We start from the raw sequence: 20,335 nt of genomic DNA, 5'->3' as shown, positions 1-20,335 counted from the left end.
ATCAGGCGGTCATGTGGGTGAGCCATTTGCCGAGATAGGCGCCGCCCGAGAGGACCGTCAAGACGGCGACCGCTATCATGAGCGCGTCCTCCAGGCCGCCGAGGCCGATGCCGAAGGCCTTCGTGGCGAGGATCGTGGCGGCGTAGCCGATCTGCGCCGCCGTGTTGGCCTTGCCCACGAACATCGGCCGGATCTCCATGCGACGCTCCATGAGCCAGGACACCATGATCGCCATCACCATGATGACGTCCCGCGACACCACCACGACGGCCACCCAGTCGGGCAGCACGCCGATGACCGCAAGGGTGATGTAGATCGAGACGAGGAGCGCCTTGTCGGCGAGCGGATCGATGATCGCGCCGAACTCGGAGCGCATGTCGAAGCGCCGGGCGATATAGCCGTCGAGGCCGTCCGACACGCCCGCCACCACGAAGGCCGCGAAGGCCACGCCCCAGCGGCCCTGGAGGATCATCAGGACGACGAGCGGCACCAGGACGAGGCGGAAGACGGTGATGAGGTTGGGGATGGTCATCGGCGTAGCGGGCGTGGGGAGGGATCGTGCCGCAGAACGGCGCCGGCGCCAAGCGTAGGCCCGTCTCCTCCCCACCGTTCCGCTTGCGCCCGCGTCCTGCGGGGCTTAACTGCCGCGATCGCGAGGGGAACGGCGGCATGAGCGAGAGGCCCAACGGACTGACCTATTCGGAGGCCGGCGTGGACATCGACGCGGGCAACGCGATGGTCGAGGCCATCAAGCCGCTCGTGCGCTCCACGCGCCGCCCCGGCGCCGACGCTGAGATCGGCGGCTTCGGCGGGCTGTTCGACCTCAAGGCCGCGGGCTTCCGCGACCCGATCCTGGTGGCCGCCAACGATGGCGTCGGCACGAAGGTGAAGATCGCCATCGACACCAACCGCCACGATACGATCGGCATCGATCTCGTGGCGATGTGCGTGAACGACCTCGTCGTGCAGGGCGCCGAGCCCCTGTTCTTCCTCGACTATTTCGCGACCGGCAAGCTGACCCCGGAGATCGGCGTCGCGATCGTGAAGGGCATCGCGGAGGGCTGCCGGCAGGCAGGCTGCGCCTTGATCGGCGGCGAGACCGCCGAGATGCCGGGGCTTTACGCGCAGGCCGATTACGATCTCGCGGGCTTCGCGGTGGGCGCCGCCGAGCGCGACGGCCTCCTGCCGCGGCCGGGCGTCGGGGCAGGCGACGTGCTCCTCGGCCTCGCCTCCTCGGGCGTCCACTCCAACGGCTTCTCCCTCGTGCGCCGCATCGTCGAGCGCGCGGGGCTCGCCTACGACGCCCCCTCCCCCTTCGCGCCCGGCCGCTCGCTCGGCGACGCCCTGCTGGAGCCCACGCGCATCTACGTGAAGCCGCTACTCCAGGCTCTTCGCGCGGGTGCCGGCATCAAGGCGCTCGCCCATATCACCGGGGGCGGCTTCCCCGACAACATCCCGCGCGTCCTCCCCGATGGCGTCGGCGTCGAGCTCGACCTCGCGAGCATCAATGTCCCGCCCGTCTTCGGCTGGCTCGCCCGCGAGGGCGGCGTCGCCGAGGCCGAGATGCTGCGCACGTTCAATTGCGGGATCGGCATGGTGGCCGTCGTGGCCGAGAGCGACGCGGACGCCACAATCGCGGCGCTTGCGTCCGCAGGCGAGCAGGCGACGCGTATCGGGCGGTTGGTGGCCCACGAAGGCGGCGAGCGCGTCGCGACGCGCGGCACGCTGAGCCTATGATCTCGACGCCGATGCAAGCCGCCACGCGCCCCCTCCCCCCTTGTGGGGGAGGGCTGGGTTGGGGGGTGGCGGCGGTGTCCTACCCGGAAAGGTCACCAGCCGATCGGTCGTGTTCCATACTGCCTCGACACCGCCGTCACCCCCACCCCCAACCCCTCCCCGCAAGCGGGAGGGGAGCCGGTCGGGCCTCGCTCACCATGTGGGCGTACGCCGGGTGCGACCAGCGGACAGAAGCGCCGGCATGCTCCCTCAATCCTCGCTCCGCCGCGAACGATGAGAGAGCCCACCCGCACCACCCGAGGCTCCCATGAAGCGGCGGACCGCCATCCTCATCTCGGGACGCGGGTCGAACATGGTCTCGCTCATCGAGGCCGCTGCGGCGCCGGGCTTTCCCGCCGAGATCGCCCTCATCCTCTCCAACCGGCCCGACGCGGGCGGCCTCGCGCGGGCGGCCGCTGCGGGTCTCGCCACCGCAACGATCGACCACAAGGCCTATCCCGACCGAGAGAGCTTCGAGCGCGCCCTCGACGAGGCGCTGACCCAGGCGGGCATCGAGCTCGTCTGCCTGGCGGGCTTCATGCGGGTGCTGACCCCGTGGTTCGTCGAGCGCTGGACGGGGCGGATGCTCAACATCCACCCCTCCCTCCTCCCCGCCTTCCGCGGCACCCACACCCACGAGCGCGCGCTCGCCGAGGGCGTCCTCATCCACGGCTGCACCGTGCATTTCGTGGTGCCGGAGCTCGACGCCGGTCCCATCGTGGCGCAGGCCGCCGTCCGGGTCCTCCCCGGCGACACGCCGGAGACGCTCGGCGCCCGGGTGCTGGCGCAGGAGCACGTGCTCTATCCGCAGGCGCTGCGGATGGTGGCTGGCGGTTTGGTGCGGCTTGAGAACGGGCGGGTGGTGCGGGCGTTGGGGGGCGGCTGACCCGAGCCGCTGCGCGGCAGGTTCTTGCGCTGGATCCCGGATCTGCGATCCGCTCCGGCTAAAGCCTCCGCTCCTCTTGTCCGGGAGAGTGGCGTCGGAGGTTCGGGAGAACCCTCCTGACAGCCTCCCCCACTTTCGCGGACAAGCGTCGCGAAGCGAGGCGCCGATCCGGGATCCAGGATTCAGCTGCCGCGAAGCGGCTCCGCCTTTCAGCCTTCCGCCGCCTCCAACGCCGAGAGCGGCACCTCCGCCACCTCAGGCGGCGCGGCCCGGGCCAGCGCGACGCGGTTATCGTGGAACGCCGCGCCGCCATAGGGAGCCACCGCGTCCGCGCCCGTGAGCGTGTTGATGCCCCGCCCACCCGGGTGGGCGGCGTTGGGCCAGATCGACTCGGCGATGAGCACGCCCCGGCGTACGCCCTCGAAGAGGCGGGCGCGCAGGAACACGCTGCCGCGTGCATTGGAGAGGCGCACCCAGTCGCCGTCCGCAATGCCCTTCAGGGCCGCGTCGACGGGGTGGATCATCACCTCAGGCCGCCTCTCCTTGCTGGCGGAGGTGGGCGTCTCGGTGAAGGTGGAGTTCAGGAATTGGCGCGCCGGGCTGGTCGCGAGGCGGAACGGGTGGTCCTCCGTCGCCTCCTCGATCACGCCCCAATGGTCCGGGAGCGAGGGCATTGCGGCCCAGGGGCCCATGGGGCCGTCGTTCGGCGCGGGCACGCTCGTCCAGTCGGGCCGGAAGCGGAATTTCCCGTCCGGATAGGCGAATCCGTCGAGATAATGCGCCTCGCGGAAACCGGGCTGCGCGTCGACGAAGCGGCTCGCCTCGAGCTCCGCGTAGGTGCCCCGGCCCGAAGCCTGGAGCGTCCAGTCGACGATCTCGCGCGGGGTCATCGCGAAGCCGCGGTGCTCGGCGCCAAGGCGCGCGGCGAGCCCGCAGATCACCTCGTGGTTCGAGCGGCATTCGCCGGGCGGGTCGACGAGCTTCGGGCCGAGCTGGAAGTGCTGGTGCCCTCCCCCCTGATAGAGGTCGTCGTGCTCCATGAACATCGTGGCGGGCAGCACCACGTCGGCCATGAGGGCCGTCTCGGTCATGAACTGCTCGTGGACGCACACGAACAGGTCCTCGCGGGCAAAGCCCCGCTTCACGAGCTCCTGCTCGGGGGCGACCGAGACCGGATTCGTGTTCTGGATCAGCATAGCGGTCACGGGCGGGCCGTGGCGCAGGGCCTCCGGGTCGCCCGTGAGCACGCGGCCGATCTGCGACTGGTCGAGCCGGCGCACCTCCGGGTCGACGGCGTCGAGCCCCTCGATGAGCGTCTTGTTCCAGCGATAGATGGCGCCGTTGTTGTGGAACGCGCCGCCGCCCTCCAGGGCCCAAGCGCCGGTCACCGCCGCGATGCAGGAGGCTGCGTGCATGTTGGTGACGCCGTTGCGCTGGCGGCCGAAGCCGTAGCCGAGGCGGAAATAGGTCCGCTTGCGCTCGCCCACGAGCCGCGCTAAGGCCTCGATCTCCTCGACCGACAGCCCCGTGATCGCCGCCGCCCAGGCCGGGTCGCGGGTGGCGAGGTGGTCGCGCAGGTCCTCGGGGCAGTCGGTGTAGCGACGCAGGTAATCCCAGTCGGCGAGGCCGTCGCGGAACAGCACGTGCATCACGGCGCAGGCGAGCGCGCCGTCGGTGCCGGGTCGGACCAGGAGCGCCATGTCGGCCTGCTTCATGGTCGCGTTCATGTAGACGTCGACCGCCACGATCTTCGCGCCGCGCTCCTTGCGGGCGCGGATCGCGTGGGTCATCACGTTGACCTGGGTGTGGACCGGGTTCGTACCCCAGATCACCACGCAATCGGAGAGCGCCATCTCGCGCGGATCGGGCCCGGCGAGGCGGCCCGTGCCGGCGATGTAGCCCGTCCAGGCCATGTTGGTGCAGATGGTCGAGAACTGGCCCGAATAGCGCTTGGCGTGGCGCAGGCGGTTGATCCCGTCACGCATCACGAGCCCCATCGTGCCCGCGTAATAGTAGGGCCACACGGCTTGCGAGCCATGCACGGCCTCGGCCTCGCGGAACCGCCCGGCCACGAGGTCGAGCGCCTCGTCCCAGGAGATGCGCTCGAACTGTCCCGATCCCTTCGGCCCCGTGCGGCGCAACGGGTGGGTCAGGCGGTCGGGGTGGTGGATGCGCTCGGCGTAGCGCGCGACCTTGGCGCAGATCACGCCCGCGGTGTAGCTCTGCCGCTCGTCCCCATGCACCCGCCCGATCGTGCGGCCCTCGACCACCTCGACCTCCAGGGAGCAGGTGGAGGGGCAGTCGTGCGGGCAGACGGAGGCGCGACGTTCGATGCGAGGGGGAGCGTTCATGGGGCAGCCATGCGGGAGGACGTTGGCGGCATCATGACGGAGGGCGCTCGCCCTGTCTCCCCTCTCCCGAATGGGAGAGGGGTCGGGGGTGAGGGATCACGCCGAGAGTGGCGCACCACCCTGCCGCCACTCCAACCGTCATCCCCGGGCCTGACCCGGGGACCCAGGCCGACGCGCCACCTGGATGGCCGGGTCAAGCCCGGCCATGACAAGCGGAGGTGTTGGTGCGCACTGGTGCAAACGCGCCACCCTCACCCCCAGGCACTTCGTGCATCCCTCTCCCATCCGGGAGAGGGGAGCCTCCTCAGCCGACGATCTCGTTGCCGGAGAAGAATTGCGCCACCTCGATGGCGGCGTTCTCGACGCTGTCGGAGCCGTGGACCGAGTTCTCGCCCACCGAGAGGGCGAACTGCTTGCGGATGGTGCCCTCGGCGGCGTTGGCCGGGTTCGTGGCGCCCATGATCTCGCGGTACTTGGCGACGGCGCCCTCGCCCTCGAGCACCTGCACGACGACGGGCTCGGAGGTCATGAACTCGACGAGCTCGCCGAAGAAGGGACGCTCGCGGTGCACGCCGTAGAAGGTCTCGGCCTGGTCGCGGGTCATCTTGATGCGCTTTTGCGCGACGATGCGCAGGCCCGCGCCCTCGATCACGGCGTTGACGGCGCCGGTGAGATTGCGGCGGGTCGCGTCGGGCTTGATGATCGAGAAGGTACGCTCGAGAGCCATGGGGTCTGCTTTCCTTTAGGGGATCCGGCCGCGCTTATAGCCATGCGGGCCCCTCCCCTCAAGCCGCCACCCGCCTCAAGGGCACGTTTTCGCGCTACCACCAGCCGGCGGCGGTTCCGAGCAGGAACGCCATGACGCACACGGCGCCGATCTCGACCGCCCGGAGAGCGAGGGTGCTCACGTCAGTGCCGGGTCAGCCAGAGGCGCGCCTCGCGCTGCGCTGCGGCGATCTCGTCGCCCGACATCTCGGCGGCGAGCTCGGCCCGGCGGGTCGCCGCGGCCTTGAAGCCCTTCGCCACCGCGACGTTGAGCCACTTGTGGGCGGCCACGAGGTCGAGAGGGACCGAGCGGCCGGCGGCATACATCAGCCCCAGCTCGTAGAAAGACTCGCCCGTCGCACCCGCCGGAGCCATCGCAGCGATGTCCGCCGCACCCATCTCGAAACGCGCCATGTTCGTCACCTTTTCGTCGTCGTGTTGATCGGTCTTGGGTGAGCCGATTTCGTCTCGCCCGATACGATGACGCTAGATGGAGTGAGCGAAAACTTGCTTAAAACTTGAGTTGAACGAGTTCTGAACGAAACTTTTCGGTCCGGTAAATTTTCACGAACCCGAAACCATCATCCCGGGCCATCTGTGCGAATCCGGCGCGTTTGGGGAACCCGCGCGCGGGGCGTCGGGAGCGGATCATTTACCCTGCGCAGGAGAGGCCGCGCCGCTTGGTTCGCGGCGCGCGCTGCCCTAGCTTTCGGGGCATCACGGCCGCAAACGGCCGCTTTCGCGGAGAAAGCACATGAGAACGATTGCGATTACGGGGCTGGCGCTGGCGTTTCTCGCCGGCCCGGCGCTGGCGCAGACCGCCGACCCCTCGGGCGTGTGGCAGAGCGAGACCGGCGACACGCGGGTGCGGATCGCCCGCTGCGGCGACGCCTATTGCGGCACCATCGTCGCGGTGCGGGGCGAGACGAAGGACGTGAACAACCCGAACGAGGCGCTGCGCTCGCGCAACCTCGTGGGCGCGCGCATGATCGAGGAGATCCGCCCGGTCCAGGGCGGCGGCTTCCAGGGCCAGCTCTACAATTTCCGCGACGGCAAGACCTACACGGGCAAGATGACCCTCAAGAGCGCCAGCGCCATGGAGCTCTCGGGCTGCGTCCTCGGCGGCCTGATCTGCCGCTCGCAGACCTGGACCAAGGCGAACTGACGCCCCGATCCCTTACTTGGCGCGCTGGCCGAAGAGCACGGCCCGCGCGGCCGGGTCGGTGAGATCGGTCCTCGCCCGGTCGGCCGCGTTCACGGCGAGGCCCCGTTGCACGGCGGGGCGCGCCAGGATCGTCTCGAGCCAACGCTTCACGTTGGGAAAGCCGTCGATCTGCTGCCCCTGGCGCTCCCAGAGCTTCGCCCAGGACACGATGGCGATGTCGGCGATGGAATAGTCGCCCGCCACGAAGGCGCGGTCGGCGAGGCGCCGGTCGAGCACGCCGTAGAGCCGGTTCGTTTCGTTGGTGTAGCGCTCGATGGCGTAGGGCACCTTCTCGGGCGCGTAGATCCGGAAATGGTGCGTCTGGCCGAGCATGGGCCCGAAGCCGCCCATCTGCCACATCAGCCATTGGTCGACCTCGACCCGGGCGCGCTCGTCGCCAGGGTAGAGGAGCCCCGTCTTGCGGCCGAGATATTGCAGGATCGCCCCCGACTCGAACACCGAGATCGGCTCCCCGCCCGGCCCGTCGGGATCGACGATGGCAGGCATCTTGTTGTTGGGCGAGATCCGCAGGAAGTCCGGCGTGAACTGGTCCCCCTTGCCGATATTGACGGGGATCACGTCGTAGGGGAGACCGCACTCCTCCAGCATGATCGAGATCTTCCAGCCGTTCGGGGTCGGCCAGTAATGGAGCTGGATGGGACGCTGCTGGGCCATGAACGGTGCTTCCGGTGGGCGGTCGCGGGAATGAGGGGAGCCGGCGGGGCGGGCGCAAGTGCGGCCCCGCACGGCGTGATCACGCGCGCCCTCAGGCGGCGCGCGTCTCCTGCGGCAGGCACTCGGTGGCGGGTCGGAAGCCCGGCAGCGCCTCGATGCGCCGCATCCAGGCAGCGACGTTCGGGGTTTCGGCGAGGTCGTGGCCGGCATCCCCGGCATAGGCGGTGACGCCGTAGATGTCGATGTCGGCGATGGTCAGGCCTTCGCCGACCAGGAAGGCGCGGCCGGCGAGATGCTCGTCGAGGCTCGCGAGCGCCGCCCGGCCCTCCGCGGTGTAGTGCTCCAGCACCTCGGGAGCCGCCTTCATGAAGCCGGCCCTGATGCCGCGCGGGCGGTAGACGCCGCGGGCGAGACGGTCGAAGTCCCAGTACATCCATTCCCGCGCCGCGATGCGCTCGTCGAGATCGGCGCCGCCGAAGCGGCCCGTGGTGTCGGCGAGATATTCGAGGATCGCCGCCGATTGGGTGAGATGCCGGCCGTTATGGGCGTCGACGAGGAGCGGCACCTGGCCGTAGCGCTGACGCGCGACATAGTCCGGTCGCTTGTGCTCGCCCGCCCGCAGGTCGACATGAACGTAGTCGAAGGGCTCGCCGGCGAGCGACAGGAACAGGCCGACCTTGTAGGTCGGGCCGGAGAGCCAGACGCCGTGGAGGGTGAAGCGGTTGGGCATGATCGGCTCCGGGTGCGGCGCGAGTCGCCGGGTTGGGTCGGCGGGCACGTTAATCCCTCAGCCCGCGATGTGGAATCGACTCCTGGCCCGCGCCGCTCCATTCTGGCGCCATGACGGACACCACGGGAACCGACCGGCTGGAACGCGAGCGCCGATGGCTGCAGGGTGCGGTGGCGCTCGGCTGCCTCGTGCCCCTGAGCGCGGGGCTCGCGGGCGTCGTCCTGGGGCCGGCGCTCACGGGCGACCAGGCCGGCGTCGCGGGCGACAGCCACTACCGCTACCTCTCGGGCCTGCTCCTCGGCATCGGGATCATGTTCGTCTCGACGATCCCCGGCATCGAGCGCAAGGGGCCGCGCTTCCGCCTCCTCACGGGCATCGTCGTGATCGGAGGCCTCGGCCGGGCGCTGGGCTATGCCCGCATGGGCGCGCCGGACCTGGCGATAACGCTCGCGCTCGGCATGGAGCTCGCCGTGACGCCGCTTCTGTGCCTCTGGCAGGCGCGGATCGCGCGGGCGTTCCGGTGACCGTCAGCGCAGCAGCGGGACTACGGCGAAGAGGAGCTGGCCGGCGAGGCCCATGAGCTTGTCGGCCTCGCGATAGCTGGCGAGATGCTCGGCCGGGCTGCGGCCGAGGCCGAGCACGGCGACGGCAAGCTCCAACGTCATGAGAGCCGCGAAAGCGATCGCTCCCATGAGAAAGCGCGGGCCGGCTTGCGGCGGCACGGGCCAGCGGCGCAGGACAGCCCCACAGGCGATCCACGAGGCCGCGAGCATGAGCGGCAGCTCGACGGCGACGGCGCCGATGCCGCCGAGGCGGGGCTCTACGACGAGGACCCGCAGCGTGCCGAGCGCGAAGCCGACGGCGAAGACGAGCCCCACATAGACGGGGCCTGCCCGGACGGCCGCGATCACGACTCCCTCCCCGTGCGGAGCGTCAGCCGGCGCCGAGCTCCTTCGCATAGAAGTACTCCACCGAGTTCGACACGTCGCCGAGGTCCCGGGTTCCCGGGGCGCGCACGTAGCCCAGGCGCTCGTAGAGGCGGTGGGCGTTCGTGAAGCGGGTGTCGGACCAGAAGACGACGCGCCGGGCGCCCTGCCCCGCCGCATGGGCCTCCACCAGGCGCACGAGGCGCTCGGCGAGGCCGCGGCGGCGCAGGTCGGCGCGGACATAGAGGCGGTGCAGCTCGGCGGTGCCGGGCTCGGGGAAGTCGACGCACACGCAAGCCCCCACCCTCCCCCGCTCGTCCTCGACGGCCCAGAACGCGCCGCCGGGTTTGCCGGCGATGGCGGTTGCGGGCGCGCGCAGGTCCGGCAGGTCGCCGTGTGGATCGGTGAAGCAGCCGGGAAACTCGGCGAAGCACAGGGTGAGGAGGCCGTAGAGGTCCTGCGCGTCGTCGTCGCGCACGGGGCGCAGGACGAGCGCGGCAGCTCCAGCGATCTCTAGGGTCAGCACCGCGGCACCCTCACTCAATCCCGAGCTTCGACTTCAGCATCTCGTTCACGGCGCCCGGGTTCGCCTTGCCGCCGGTCTGCTTCATGACCTGGCCCACGAACCAGCCGAGCAGGGTAGGCTTCGCCTTGGCCTGCTCCACCTTGTCCGGGTTGCCGGCGATCACGGCATCGACCGCCGCCTCGATGGCGCCCGTGTCGGTCACCTGCTTCATGCCGCGGCTCTCGACGATCGCGCGCGGGTCGCCGCCCTCGCTCCAGACGATCTCGAACAGGTCCTTGGCGATCTTGCCGGAGATCACGTTCTCGCCGATGAGGTCGATGATCGCGCCGAGCTGCGCCGCCGAGACAGGCGAGGCGGCGATGTCCCGGCCCTCCTTGTTGAGGCGCCCGAACAGCTCGTTGATCACCCAGTTCGCGGCGGCCTTGCCGTCACGCCCCTCCGCCACCGCCTCGTAGAAGTCGGCGGATTCGCGCTCGGCGATGAGCACGGAGGCGTCGTAGGGCGAGAGGCCATACTGGCTCATGAACCGCGCCTTCTTGGCGTCGGGAAGCTCGGGCAGGCCCTCCGCCAGGGCGTCCACATAGGCCTGGTCGAACTCGAGGGGCAGCAGGTCCGGGTCGGGGAAGTAGCGGTAGTCGTGCGCCTCCTCCTTGGAGCGCATGGAGCGGGTCTCGCCCTTTCCGGGATCGAACAGGCGGGTCTCCTGGTCGATCTTCCCGCCGTCCTCCAGGATGCCGATCTGCCGGCGCGCCTCGTACTCGATGGCCTGGCCGATGAAGCGGATCGAGTTGACGTTCTTGATCTCGCAGCGCGTGCCGAGCGGTTCGCCCGGGCGGCGCACGGACACGTTCACGTCGGCGCGCAGGCTGCCCTTCTCCATGTCGCCGTCGCAGGTGCCCAAGTAGCGCAGGATCGAGCGCAGCTTCGTGACGTAGGCCTTGGCCTCCTCCGAGGAGCGCAGGTCCGGCTTCGACACGATCTCCATGAGCGCGACGCCCGACCGGTTGAGGTCGACGAAGCTCATCGAGGGGTGCAGGTCGTGGATCGACTTGCCGGCGTCCTGCTCGAGGTGCAGGCGCTCGATGCGCACGTTGATGGTGCCTTCGTCGGGCACGTCGACGAGCACCTCGCCCTCGCCGACGATGGGATCCTTGTACTGGCTGATCTGGTAGCCCTGCGGCAGGTCCGGATAGAAATAGTTCTTCCGGTCGAACAGGGAGCGCAGGTTGATCTGCGCCTTGAGCCCGAGGCCCGTGCGGATCGCCTGGCGCACGCATTCCTCGTTGATCACCGGCAGCATGCCGGGCATCGCGGCGTCCACGAGGGAGACGTTGGAATTGGGCTCCGCGCCAAAGCGCGTCGAGGCGCCGGAGAACAGCTTCGCCTCGCTGGTGACCTGGGCATGGATCTCCATGCCGATCACGATCTCCCAGTCGCCCGTGGCGCCTTTAATGAGCTTCTTGGGGTTCACGGGAGCGTTCATCGCACATGCCTCGTCAGCGGGTCGAAGGGGTGCGTAATGCCCCTGCGCGCCCGCTTCAAGGGGCTTGGTGCGCCCCCGCGCGGCGGCCGCTCATGAAACTTCGCCAACCGGGGCACGTTGTCGCCTCATACGGATCAGCTTTTTGGAGCGCCCCGATGCAGAACGATCATGACCCGAACCTCACCCACGGGCACAACGTGAAGATCACGGACGTGCCCTCTTCCTCAAGCGACGCGTCGTCCACCATGGCCCGCTCGGACCTGAACACGACCTCGGGCGACACGAACTACCAGGCGTCCTACGACCGCCCGGCTCACCGCTCGAACGCGATGGCCTACATCATCGGCGGCCTGATCATCGCGCTGGGCCTGCTCGCCTTCCTCGTCTATGGCGGCACGGATAACGGCCCCGGCGCCACGGGCTCGACCACCGCCCGCGACTCCATGGAGACCGGCGCCCGCGGCCCGACGCCGAATGCCGGCGCCACGGGCGCGCAGCGCACCCCCACCGCGCCGGCCACCCCGGCCCCGGGCACCCGCGGCCCCTAATCGACACGTCCTTGGTGGTTCGAGGATGGAGGCCGGAGCTCACGCTCCGGCCTTTTTCGTGTCTTTACGGAAGAGGGAGTCACACGCGCTTCAAGCGCCTCGCCCCGAACGCCGCCCCGGCCCACACCAGGGCCGCGATGGCGCGCACGTTGAGCAGCGTCGGGTAGTCCCGCCCGACCGGGGCGGGCCAGGGCAGGCCGATGGAGGTGACCAGCCAGCCGACGAGGATAGACGCCACGAGGGCCGCGATGGCGGCGATGAAGATCTTCGCCGCCTGGTCCGCCTTCCAGCCCAGCAGCACCGCGACCGCGATGAGCACGGGATCGACGGCGGCGAGGATCCAGGCGTCGAAGGGGACCGAGGGAGGGGTCACCGGCCCCACCAAGCCTCCGGCAGCGCGATCCGCCCGGCCGCGTCCTCGATCACCTGGGAGGCCGCGAACAGCGTCTCCTCGTCGAAGGGACGGCCGATCAGCTGGAGGCCGAGCGGCAGGCCGCCCGCGTCGAGGCCGCCGGGCACGGCGATCCCGGGCAGCCCCGCCATGTTCACCGTCACCGTGAAGATGTCGTTGAGGTACATCTCCACCGGATCGCCCGAGCCCTTCTCGCCGATGCCGAAGGCGGACGAGGGCGTGGCGGGGGTGAGCACCGCGTCGATGCCGTCGGCATAGACCGTCTCGAAGTCGCGCTTGATGAGGGTGCGGATCTTCTGGGCGCGCAGGTAATAGGCGTCGTAGTAGCCCGCCGAGAGCACGTAGGTGCCGATCATGATGCGGCGCTTGACCTCTCGGCCGAAGCCCGCAGCCCGGGAGCGCTCGTACATGTCGACGATGTCGCGGCCCTCGACCCTGAGGCCGTAGCGCACCCCGTCGTAGCGGGCGAGGTTCGACGAGGCCTCGGCCGGCGCCACGATGTAATAGGCCGGCAGCGCGTATTTCGTATGCGGGAGCGAGATCTCGACGATCTCGGCGCCGGCCGCCTTGAGCCACGCGGCGCCCTGCTGCCACAGGCGCTCGATCTCGTCGGGCATGCCGGCGACCCGGTACTCCTTCGGGATGCCGATCTTGAGGCCCCGGACCCCACGGCCGATCGCCGCCTCGTAATCGGGAACGGGCAGGTCGGCGCAGGTGGTGTCGCGCGCGTCCGGGCCCGCCATGGAGCGCAGCATGATCGCCGCGTCGCGCACGGTGCGGGCGATGGGGCCCGCCTGGTCGAGGGAGGAGGCGAAAGCCACCGTGCCCCAGCGCGAGCAGCGGCCGTAGGTCGGCTTGATGCCCACCGTGCCTGTGAAGGCCGCGGGCTGGCGGATTGAGCCGCCGGTGTCGGTCGCGGTCGCCGCAAGGCAAAGCCGCGCCGCGACCGCGGCCGCCGAGCCGCCGGACGAGCCGCCCGGCACGAGGGGCGCGTCGGAGCCCGGGCGGCGCCAGGGCGAGACCACCGGGCCGAAGGCGGAGGTCTCGTTCGACGAGCCCATGGCGAACTCGTCGAGGTTGAGCTTGCCGAGCATCACGGCGCCGTCGCGCCACAGGTTGCCGCTCACCGCCGATTCGTAGGCCGGCTCGAACCCCTTGAGGATGTTGGAGCCCGCCGTGGTGATCACGCCCTCGGTGCAGAACAGGTCCTTGATGCCGAGCGGCAGGCCCTCCAGCGGCCGCCCGTCGCCCGACGCGATCCGCGCGTCCGACGCCCGCGCCATGGCGAGGGCGCGCTCGGGGGTCTCGACGAGGAAGGCGTTGAGGCCACGCGCCGCCGCCATGGCGTCGAGATGGGCCTGAGTCAGCTCCACGGCCGAGAAGGCCCGGCGCTGGAGGCCGTCGCGGGCGTCCGCGAGGGTGAGATCGGTGAGGTTCGTCACGGGAGGCGTACTTTCGCGAGGGGGCGGGCCGGCGGTCGGATCACTCGACGACCTTCGGGACCAGGAAGAAATCGTCCTCGGTGGCGGGGGCGTTGCGCACGATCTTGTCCGGGTAGCCGCCGTCCGTGACGCCGTCCTGGCGCTTCTTCATCGCCATGGGGGTCACGGAGGTCATGGGCTCCACGCCTTCCACGTCCACCTCGCCGAGCTGCTCGACGAAGGCCAGGATGGCGTTGAGCTCGCCCTGGAGGTGCGGGACGTCCTCGTCCGTGACGGCGATGCGCGCCAGGCGCGCGATGCGGCGAACCGTCGTCTGATCGACCGACATATGGGATCCGTGCGGCGTGGTTGGATCGGGCGCCTATAGCACCCGCGCGGCGACAGCCGCAACCGCGCTCCCGCTTGACGGCGCATGCGCCCGGAAGAACAATCTCTCCCCCTCGTGCCGAGGAGGCCGCGTCAGCGGACGTCTCGAAGAACGTAGTACGCTTCCACAGCCGGAGGGAGATCCCTGAAGCCGTCTTCGAGGCCCGCTTCGTGGGCACCTCCGAGCCTGCCCCCGGAGGGCTGGGGACGAGAGACGCGAGCTATTCCGGCCCGCGCCGTCAGGTCACCCGGTGGTCAGGCACGGCAGCGTCGGGCACGAGGATGGCGCGGGTCGTCTTCGCGGTCTTGAAGGTGTGGGCGAGCCCTGTAGCCATGATGATCGCGGCCGCCCCAAGATAAAGGATGCGCCGCCGGCGCTCCCCCGGGGTCGGAAACGGGATCGGCGCCGAGCGTGGCGCGGGATGCGCCGGCAGGGTCGCGAGGTCGAGCACGTCGTCGTCCGCGGGCCGATTCGCGGGAGCGGCGACCGGGCGGCCAAGATCCAGCATGTCCTCCTCGGGCACGCGGCGCGGGGCGGACCGCGCCGCTTCGCTCGCGCGGCGCTCGGCGAGGTTCACGACGGGCGCCGCCGGAGGGGCCGGCGGCGGGAACGCCCCGGCCAGGCGCACGCCGAAGGAGGCGGGCCAGCCGCGGGTCACACCCTCCCCGCCGACGGGCGCCCACCCGGGAGCGACGGATGGCCGGGAGGGATCGGTCGCGTCGGAGCGCATGGAGACGGCCCTCAGGGTTAACGAAAGGTCAACCCACTATGCCGCCCCGGGCCCGCCGCCGCCACATCATGGTGAGGAAAGGGTTAACGCCCGGGCTCCGCGTCGATGCGCACGCCCATGCCCTTGTGCGGCACCACGACCTGCATCCCGCTGCCCTCCATCGCGGCCACGAAGCCGTCCGCGTCGGGCGCGATGACGGGGAAGGAGCCGTAATGGCAGGGGATGACCGCCTGCGGCTTGAAGAAGCTGCGCACCGCGAAGGCGGCGGTCTGCGGGCCCATGGTGAAGCGGTCGCCGATGGGCACCATTAGCACGTCGGGGCGGTGCATCGCGGCGATGAGCGCCATGTCGCCGAACACGTCCGTGTCGCCCATGTGGTAGACGACCGGCTCGCCCGGGGCCTTGACGATGAGCCCGTTGGCGCTGCCCAGCGGGAACGGGACGCCCGCCTCCACGAGGCCGGAGGAATGGTCGGCCCGCACCATGCTCACCTGGAAGCCGCCCGCGTCGATCGTGCCCCCGGTGTTCATGGGCTCGAAGGTCTTCAGGCCTTTGGTGGCGAGATACATGCACAGCTCGAAATTCGTCACCACCTTGGCGCCGGTCTCCGCGGCGATCTCGACGGCGTCGCCGATGTGATCGGCGTGGCCGTGGGTGATCAGGATGTGGGTTGCGCCCGCGCTCGCCTTCGCGCGGTCGCCCTCGAAGGCGGGATTGCCGGTGAAGAACGGGTCGATCAGCACGACCTTGTCGGCGAAGTCCAGGCGGAAGGCGGCATGGCCGAACCAGGTGATCTTCATGGGGGCTCTCCTCGGATGGGAGCCTCATGCCTTAACGGAAAGCCACGCCCGCGGGGAGCCCCGACGGCGCCGGCCGGGCCTTCACGGGGCACGGAAACGGGCTACAGATGAGAGGACCCGTCCGGGAGACCCCATGACCGCGCCGCTCACCACCGACTTGCCGTCCCTCGCGCCCAGCCTCGGGCGGCACGCCCGCCTCATGGGGGTGGACCTCGGCACGAAGACGATCGGGCTCGCGATCTCCGACCTCGAGCGCCGCATCGCGACGCCGCTGGAGACGATCCGGCGGACGAAGTTCACCGCCGACGCGAACCGGATGCGGGCGCTCGCGGAGGAACACGGCGTCGCGGCCCTGGTGTTCGGGCTGCCGCTCAACATGGACGGATCGGAGGGGCCCCGGGTGCAGTCCACCCGGGGCTTCGTGCGCAACCTCGCGGCCCTGCTGCCGCTCCCCGTCGTCTATTGGGACGAGCGGCTCTCCACGGTCGCGGTGACCCGCACGCTCCTCGACGCGGACGCCTCGCGCGCCCGCCGGGCGGACCTCGTCGACAAGATGGCGGCGGCCTACATCCTGCAGGGCGCCCTCGACCGGCTCGACCATCTGGCCCGGGCGGCGCGGGGGGATGATGAGGGCCGGTGACGGCGGGCGCTGTCCCGCCGTCGTCCGAACCGCAGCTCAGTACCGGTAGACCGGCGCGAAGCGGAGGCGGCGCTGCGGGACGGGCGGCTCGTCGTAGCCGTCGTCATAGCCGTAAGCGGGGCTCTCGTAATGGCCACGCGATCCGTAGCCGTAGCCGGGGCTGACCGGAGCGTACCCGCCCTCGTAGCCATAGCCGCTGCCATAGGCGGGCGCATAGCGGTGGCTCGGCGCATAGCCATAGTCCGGCCCGTAGGCATAGCCGCGCGGCTGCGAGCGTGCCGCCGCGATGGCTCCGAAGGCGCCGAGCGCGAGGGCGCCGGCCACGGCCGCGTTGCGGGCGCCCCGGCGCGAGCGGATCTGGGTCACGGGCGCATCGCCCGCGACGGCGGCGCCCGTGGTCACGGGCAGGGGCCGGGCCTCCGCGACGGCCGTCAGGATCGGAGCCGCCGCTGCCACGCAAGCGGCGACGAGCAAGGCGCGTGCTGGAACTCGGCGGATCATAGCGTCACTCCACTGGGACCGCTCCCTCGCGGTGCGGTTTCATGCAGATCCTGCCGTGCCACGCCGTTCATGCGCGCTGCCGACTTGGACCCGTAGTGGGCTAACGTCCCGCCCAGGCCGGAGTTGCACCATGTTGCGTTCTGCGCGAAACTTGGTGATATATCGCGTCAAAAAGGAAAATTGCAACCTAGAGTTATTTGATCTGCGTATAAACGTGCTATAGTTGCGTGTGGTGGCTTGAGCCACCATGTGGCTCGTTCTGCGCCGAGGGCACCGACATGGCACCGAAGAAGCCGTCCGACGAGGGGGCCGTGATCGCAGGCCCCGAGACCGCGCCGCCGGATCCCGTGGCGGCGGCGGAATATGTGGCCGCGATGACGAACGAGCTGGCAGCCCTCTCCCGCCGCTCGGGCCTCGACCTCCTCGCCTATTTTCTCGACATCGCCCGGCTCGAGGCTCTGGAGCAGGCCCGGCGCCCCCGCGCTGCCTCCTGACCCCCTCAGCCCAGGAGCGACACGGCGTTGCCGCCATGGCGTTCGAGGCGCCCGCCGAGCTCCAGCTCCAGCAGGATGAGCTGAACCGTGCGTACCGGCACCCCGGACTGGCGCGTCAGGTCGTCGATGCGGATCGGCGAGGGGCCGAGCAGGTCGACGACGATCCGGCGGTCGTCCTCCCGGGCCTCCGGCTCGGCGGGCGCGTCGTACCCCTCTGGCGCCACCGGAGCGGCCGGGGCCGCCGCGATGTCGTCGAGGTCGAGCTCGTCCCAGAGCGGCTCGTGCGGCACGCGGCCCTCCCCGCCGGGCTCGCTCGCGCCCTCCGGGCCGGCGGGCATCCCGCCGAGGAGCGGCGCCAGCACCGAGGTGACGTGATCGACCGCCGCGCATAGGGTCGCGCCCTCGCGGATGAGATCGTTGGTGCCCTCGGCGCGCGGGTCGAGGGGCGAGCCCGGCACGGCGAAGACCTCCCTCCCCTGCTCCAGGGCGAAGCGCGCCGTGATGAGCGACCCTGAGCGCCGGGCCGCCTCCACCACGACCACGCCGTAGCACAGGCCGGACACGATGCGGTTGCGGCGGGGGAAGTCGCGCCCGCGCGGCTCCCAGCCCATGGGCATCTCGGAGAGGATCGCCCCGCCTTCCGCCACGATCTGCTCGGCCAGCGCCACGTTCGACGCGGGATAGATCCGGTCCTGCCCGCCCGCCAGCACCGCAACGGTGCCCGTGCGAAGCGAAGCGCGGTGCGCGCTGGTGTCGACGCCGCGGGCGAGGCCTGAGACCACCAGGTAGCCCTCGGCCCCGAGCTCGCCCCCGAGCCGCCCCGCGAAGGTGAGGCCGGCGGCGGAGGCGTTGCGCGAGCCCACCAGGGCCACCATGGGCTTCGTGAGGCAGGCCGCGTCGCCGCGCAGCGCGATGAGGGGCGGCGCGGTGTCGACGCCCGCCAGGATCCGCGGATAGTCCGGCTCGCCCGCCGCGACGAAGCGCACGCCGATGCGCCCGGCCGCCTCCATCTCGCGCAGGGCCTCGTCGCGGGTCGCGACCTTGAGGAGGAGGCGCCCGCCCCGGCGCGCGAGGTCGGGGAGCGCGTCGAGGGCGGGCCCCGCGCCGCCGAAGCGGTTCACGAGGGCGCGGAAGGTGCGCGGGCCGACGCTTTCGGAGCGGATCAGCCGCAGCCAGGCGATGCGCTGCTCGTCGGTGAGGTGCGTGCCGGTCATCGGATCAACCCTTCTGCCCGATCTTGCCCTCGGTACCCCGTAGCAGGCGCCGGATGTTCTCCCGGTGCTTCCACCACAGCAGCACGACGAGGGGCACGAAGAGCTGGGCCATCTGGCCCTCGCCCATGAACCACAGCACCACGGGAGTGACCGCGCTCGCAACCAGGGCGGCAAGCGACGAATAGCGCGTCGCGAAAGCGATGCCGAGCCACAGGCCGGCGAAGATCAGCGCGGCCGCTATCTTGAGCCCGATGAGCACGCCGATGAAGGTCGCGACCCCCTTGCCCCCGCGGAAGCCGAGCCAGACGGGGAAGAGATGGCCCAGGAACGCGCCGAGCGCCGCGAGCACCGCGAGGTTCGGCCCCCAGCGCCAGGCGATCAGCACCGGCACCGTTCCTTTCAGCGCGTCGAGGAGCAGGGTGGCGGCGGCGAGCTTCTTGTTGCCCGTGCGCAGCACGTTCGTGGCGCCGATATTGCCCGAGCCGATCTGGCGCACGTCGCCCAGCCCCGCCGCCCGGGTGAGGATCAGGCCGAAGGGGATCGAGCCGCAGAGATAGCCGAACGCGAGCGCCGCCAGGAAGTAAGGCAGATCGAGCGACCAATTCATCGACACGGGCATCGCGGCGGCAGTCCTCAACTCACAGGTGGGTGAACCCTAGCCGTGGACGATCCGTCCCGCCACCATCGTCTTGAGGACCCGGCCGTCGAGCCGGGCTTCGTCGAAGGGCGAGTTCTTGGAGCGCGAGCGCAGCGTCCGCTTGTCGAGGACATAGGCCTCGTCGGGATCGAGCAGGATGAGGTCAGCGGGCGCGCCGGGGGAGAGGCGGCCGCCGGGAAGCCCCAGGATCTCCGCCGGGCGGGTTGAGAGCGCGCGTAGGAGGCGCGGCAGGGTGATGCGCTCGGCGTGCACCAGGCGCAGGGCGGCCGAGAGCAGCGTCTCGAGGCCGAGCGCCCCGTTCGCGGCCTCCGCGAAGGGCAGCCGCTTCGTCTCCACGTCCTGCGGATTGTGGTCGGAGACGATGACGTCCACGAGGCCCGAGGCGAGCGCGTCGATGGTGGCCTGCCGGTCGGTCTCGTGGCGCAGGGGCGGCGAGAGCTTCAGGAAGGTGCGGTAGTCGCCGATGTCGTTCTCGTTGAGGGTGAGGTTGTTGATCGACACCCCGCAGGTGACCGGCAGGCCCGCCGCCTTGGCGCGTGTCAGGATCTCGAACGAATCGGCGCAGGAGACCATCGCGGCGTGGTAGCGGGCGCGGGTGAGGCGCACGAGGCGCATGTCGCGCTCCAGCATCACGGTCTCGGCCTCGCGGGGAATGCCGAGGAGCCCGAGCCGGCTCGCGAGTTCGCCCTCGTTCATCACCCCGTCACCCACGAGGTCCGGGTCCTCCACGTGGTGCACGATCAGGGCGCCGAAATCGCGGGCATAGGTGAGCGCGCGCCGCATCACCTGCGCGTTCGTCACGGACCGGGCGCCGTCCGTGAAGGCGACCGCGCCGGCTTCCATGAGCAGGCCGAACTCCGTCATCTCCCGCCCCGCCATGCCCTTGGTGAGCGCCGCCGCGGGATGCACGTTAACGACCGCCGTGTCCCGGGCGCGCCGCACCACGAAGTCCACCACGGCCGGGTCGTCGATGGCAGGGTTGGTGTCCGGCATGCAGACGAGGCTCGTGACGCCCCCCGCCGCCGCCGCTTCGCTCGCCGTGCGCAGGGTCTCACGGTGCTCGGCTCCCGGCTCGCCCACGAAGGCGCGCATGTCGACTAGGCCCGGCGCCAGCACGTGGCCCATGCAGTCGACCGACGCGGCCCCCTCCGGCGCCGCAGGGGCCGCGCCGCCCCAGACCACGCCCGCGATCGCGCCGTCCCGCACG

The 20,335-nt window shown here is 70.7% G+C and carries 25 protein-coding genes (1 of these 25 cut by a window edge); 7 read left to right on the top strand and 18 right to left on the bottom strand.

Annotated features, from left to right (window positions below):
* Nucleotide 1 precedes the first annotated feature (1 nt).
* On the bottom strand, nt 2–532 hold the full coding sequence (locus F0L46_RS20085; protein ID WP_149820894.1) for a CDP-alcohol phosphatidyltransferase family protein: 531 nt from the start codon (nt 530–532) through the stop codon (nt 2–4).
* Nucleotides 533–669: 137 nt separating this feature from the next.
* Between F0L46_RS20085 and purM the strand changes: the two genes are divergently transcribed.
* Nucleotides 670–1,737, top strand: coding sequence for a phosphoribosylformylglycinamidine cyclo-ligase (gene purM / locus F0L46_RS20080; RefSeq protein WP_149820892.1), 1,068 nt, complete (start codon nt 670–672; stop codon nt 1,735–1,737).
* A gap of 307 nt (nt 1,738–2,044) precedes the next feature.
* Nucleotides 2,045–2,662, top strand: coding sequence for a phosphoribosylglycinamide formyltransferase (gene purN, locus F0L46_RS20075; protein ID WP_149820890.1), 618 nt, complete (start codon nt 2,045–2,047; stop codon nt 2,660–2,662).
* Between the two features lie 209 nt (nt 2,663–2,871).
* Here the strand turns inward: purN and F0L46_RS20070 are convergent, their stop codons facing one another.
* The 3 genes from F0L46_RS20070 to F0L46_RS20060 form a co-directional block, all read right to left on the bottom strand.
* Entirely contained in the window at nt 2,872–5,013 is a 2,142-nt protein-coding gene (locus tag F0L46_RS20070; protein ID WP_149820888.1) for a molybdopterin-containing oxidoreductase family protein, read from the bottom strand.
* 304 nt (nt 5,014–5,317) lie between these two features.
* The gene (gene ndk, locus F0L46_RS20065; protein WP_149820886.1) at nt 5,318–5,740 is read right to left on the bottom strand and encodes a nucleoside-diphosphate kinase; all 423 of its coding nucleotides are present in this window, start codon (nt 5,738–5,740) and stop codon (nt 5,318–5,320) included.
* 182 nt (nt 5,741–5,922) lie between these two features.
* Nucleotides 5,923–6,192 carry an SEL1-like repeat protein gene (locus F0L46_RS20060; RefSeq protein ID WP_149820884.1) on the bottom strand — a complete coding sequence of 90 codons (270 nt, stop codon included), beginning with the start codon at nt 6,190–6,192 and terminating at the stop codon, nt 5,923–5,925.
* Nucleotides 6,193–6,532: 340 nt separating this feature from the next.
* Between F0L46_RS20060 and F0L46_RS20055 the strand changes: the two genes are divergently transcribed.
* Entirely contained in the window at nt 6,533–6,943 is a 411-nt protein-coding gene (locus tag F0L46_RS20055) for a DUF2147 domain-containing protein (protein WP_149820882.1), read from the top strand.
* A 12-nt stretch (nt 6,944–6,955) separates the two neighbouring features.
* On the opposite strand, the gene F0L46_RS20050 is transcribed toward F0L46_RS20055, so the two are convergent.
* Together F0L46_RS20050 and F0L46_RS20045 are read right to left on the bottom strand one after the other, a co-directional pair.
* Nucleotides 6,956–7,657, bottom strand: coding sequence for a glutathione S-transferase N-terminal domain-containing protein (locus F0L46_RS20050; RefSeq protein ID WP_149820880.1), 702 nt, complete (start codon nt 7,655–7,657; stop codon nt 6,956–6,958).
* Nucleotides 7,658–7,748: 91 nt separating this feature from the next.
* A complete protein-coding gene (locus F0L46_RS20045; RefSeq protein ID WP_149820878.1) occupies nt 7,749–8,387 on the bottom strand; it encodes a glutathione S-transferase family protein in 639 nt (212 codons plus the stop codon).
* Nucleotides 8,388–8,524: 137 nt separating this feature from the next.
* On the opposite strand from F0L46_RS20045, the gene F0L46_RS20040 reads away from it, so the two are divergent.
* Nucleotides 8,525–8,911 carry a DUF4345 domain-containing protein gene (locus F0L46_RS20040; protein ID WP_149821043.1) on the top strand — a complete coding sequence of 129 codons (387 nt, stop codon included), beginning with the start codon at nt 8,525–8,527 and terminating at the stop codon, nt 8,909–8,911.
* A gap of 3 nt (nt 8,912–8,914) precedes the next feature.
* On the opposite strand, the gene F0L46_RS20035 is transcribed toward F0L46_RS20040, so the two are convergent.
* From F0L46_RS20035 to gatB, 3 genes are read right to left on the bottom strand one after another with little or no spacing between them, the layout of a single operon-like run.
* A complete protein-coding gene (locus F0L46_RS20035) occupies nt 8,915–9,298 on the bottom strand; it encodes a hypothetical protein (protein ID WP_149820876.1) in 384 nt (127 codons plus the stop codon).
* 22 nt (nt 9,299–9,320) lie between these two features.
* A complete protein-coding gene (locus F0L46_RS20030; RefSeq protein ID WP_149820874.1) occupies nt 9,321–9,857 on the bottom strand; it encodes a GNAT family N-acetyltransferase in 537 nt (178 codons plus the stop codon).
* The gene (gene gatB / locus F0L46_RS20025; protein ID WP_149820872.1) at nt 9,850–11,322 is read right to left on the bottom strand and encodes an Asp-tRNA(Asn)/Glu-tRNA(Gln) amidotransferase subunit GatB; all 1,473 of its coding nucleotides are present in this window, start codon (nt 11,320–11,322) and stop codon (nt 9,850–9,852) included. Before gatB ends, F0L46_RS20030 begins: the two co-directional genes overlap by 8 nt.
* Nucleotides 11,323–11,477: 155 nt before the next feature.
* Here gatB and F0L46_RS20020 point away from each other — a divergent pair, with 155 nt between their 5' ends.
* Complete coding sequence (locus F0L46_RS20020; protein ID WP_149820870.1) at nt 11,478–11,870, top strand: hypothetical protein; 393 nt, start codon at nt 11,478–11,480, stop codon at nt 11,868–11,870.
* Nucleotides 11,871–11,949: 79 nt separating this feature from the next.
* Here the strand turns inward: F0L46_RS20020 and F0L46_RS20015 are convergent, their stop codons facing one another.
* The 5 genes from F0L46_RS20015 to F0L46_RS19995 form a co-directional block, all read right to left on the bottom strand.
* On the bottom strand, nt 11,950–12,243 hold the full coding sequence (locus tag F0L46_RS20015) for a hypothetical protein (RefSeq protein WP_149820868.1): 294 nt from the start codon (nt 12,241–12,243) through the stop codon (nt 11,950–11,952).
* Nucleotides 12,240–13,724 (bottom strand): Asp-tRNA(Asn)/Glu-tRNA(Gln) amidotransferase subunit GatA, encoded by a 1,485-nt coding sequence (gene gatA, locus F0L46_RS20010; RefSeq protein WP_149820866.1) that lies wholly within the window; start codon nt 13,722–13,724, stop codon nt 12,240–12,242. Before gatA ends, F0L46_RS20015 begins: the two co-directional genes overlap by 4 nt.
* A gap of 40 nt (nt 13,725–13,764) precedes the next feature.
* Nucleotides 13,765–14,052 (bottom strand): Asp-tRNA(Asn)/Glu-tRNA(Gln) amidotransferase subunit GatC, encoded by a 288-nt coding sequence (gatC, locus tag F0L46_RS20005; protein WP_149820864.1) that lies wholly within the window; start codon nt 14,050–14,052, stop codon nt 13,765–13,767.
* Between the two features lie 277 nt (nt 14,053–14,329).
* Nucleotides 14,330–14,821 carry a hypothetical protein gene (locus tag F0L46_RS20000; protein WP_149820862.1) on the bottom strand — a complete coding sequence of 164 codons (492 nt, stop codon included), beginning with the start codon at nt 14,819–14,821 and terminating at the stop codon, nt 14,330–14,332.
* Nucleotides 14,822–14,904: 83 nt separating this feature from the next.
* Complete coding sequence (locus tag F0L46_RS19995; protein ID WP_149820860.1) at nt 14,905–15,621, bottom strand: metal-dependent hydrolase; 717 nt, start codon at nt 15,619–15,621, stop codon at nt 14,905–14,907.
* Nucleotides 15,622–15,754: 133 nt separating this feature from the next.
* Here F0L46_RS19995 and ruvX point away from each other — a divergent pair, with 133 nt between their 5' ends.
* Nucleotides 15,755–16,261, top strand: a complete 507-nt coding sequence (ruvX, locus tag F0L46_RS19990) for a Holliday junction resolvase RuvX (protein ID WP_149820859.1) — start codon at nt 15,755–15,757, stop codon at nt 16,259–16,261.
* Nucleotides 16,262–16,297: 36 nt separating this feature from the next.
* Here ruvX and F0L46_RS26290 read toward each other — a convergent pair whose 3' ends face one another.
* Nucleotides 16,298–16,762: a hypothetical protein gene (locus tag F0L46_RS26290; protein WP_188312061.1), complete on the bottom strand. Its 465-nt coding sequence runs from the start codon at nt 16,760–16,762 to the stop codon at nt 16,298–16,300.
* Nucleotides 16,763–17,040: 278 nt separating this feature from the next.
* On the opposite strand from F0L46_RS26290, the gene F0L46_RS19980 reads away from it, so the two are divergent.
* Nucleotides 17,041–17,256, top strand: coding sequence for a hypothetical protein (locus F0L46_RS19980; RefSeq protein WP_149820857.1), 216 nt, complete (start codon nt 17,041–17,043; stop codon nt 17,254–17,256).
* Between the two features lie 5 nt (nt 17,257–17,261).
* Here the strand turns inward: F0L46_RS19980 and dprA are convergent, their stop codons facing one another.
* The 3 genes in view from dprA to F0L46_RS19965 are tightly spaced (at most 36 nt apart) and all read right to left on the bottom strand, a layout consistent with a single transcriptional unit that may run on beyond the window.
* Nucleotides 17,262–18,470 carry a DNA-processing protein DprA gene (dprA, locus tag F0L46_RS19975; RefSeq protein WP_149820855.1) on the bottom strand — a complete coding sequence of 403 codons (1,209 nt, stop codon included), beginning with the start codon at nt 18,468–18,470 and terminating at the stop codon, nt 17,262–17,264.
* A 4-nt stretch (nt 18,471–18,474) separates the two neighbouring features.
* On the bottom strand, nt 18,475–19,089 hold the full coding sequence (gene plsY, locus F0L46_RS19970) for a glycerol-3-phosphate 1-O-acyltransferase PlsY (RefSeq protein ID WP_149820853.1): 615 nt from the start codon (nt 19,087–19,089) through the stop codon (nt 18,475–18,477).
* Between the two features lie 36 nt (nt 19,090–19,125).
* Nucleotides 19,126–20,335, bottom strand: the 3' portion of a protein-coding gene (locus F0L46_RS19965) for a dihydroorotase (RefSeq protein WP_438646698.1). The gene runs 80 nt beyond the window's last position; 1,210 of the gene's 1,290 nt are visible here — the last part of the coding sequence; its start codon lies off the right edge, out of view — the gene reads right to left on this strand; its stop codon occupies nt 19,126–19,128.

This window comes from Salinarimonas soli, from assembly GCF_008386575.1.
GTDB lineage: Bacteria > Pseudomonadota > Alphaproteobacteria > Rhizobiales > Beijerinckiaceae > Salinarimonas_A > Salinarimonas_A soli.
This window is presented reverse-complemented; position numbering and strand designations above follow the sequence as displayed.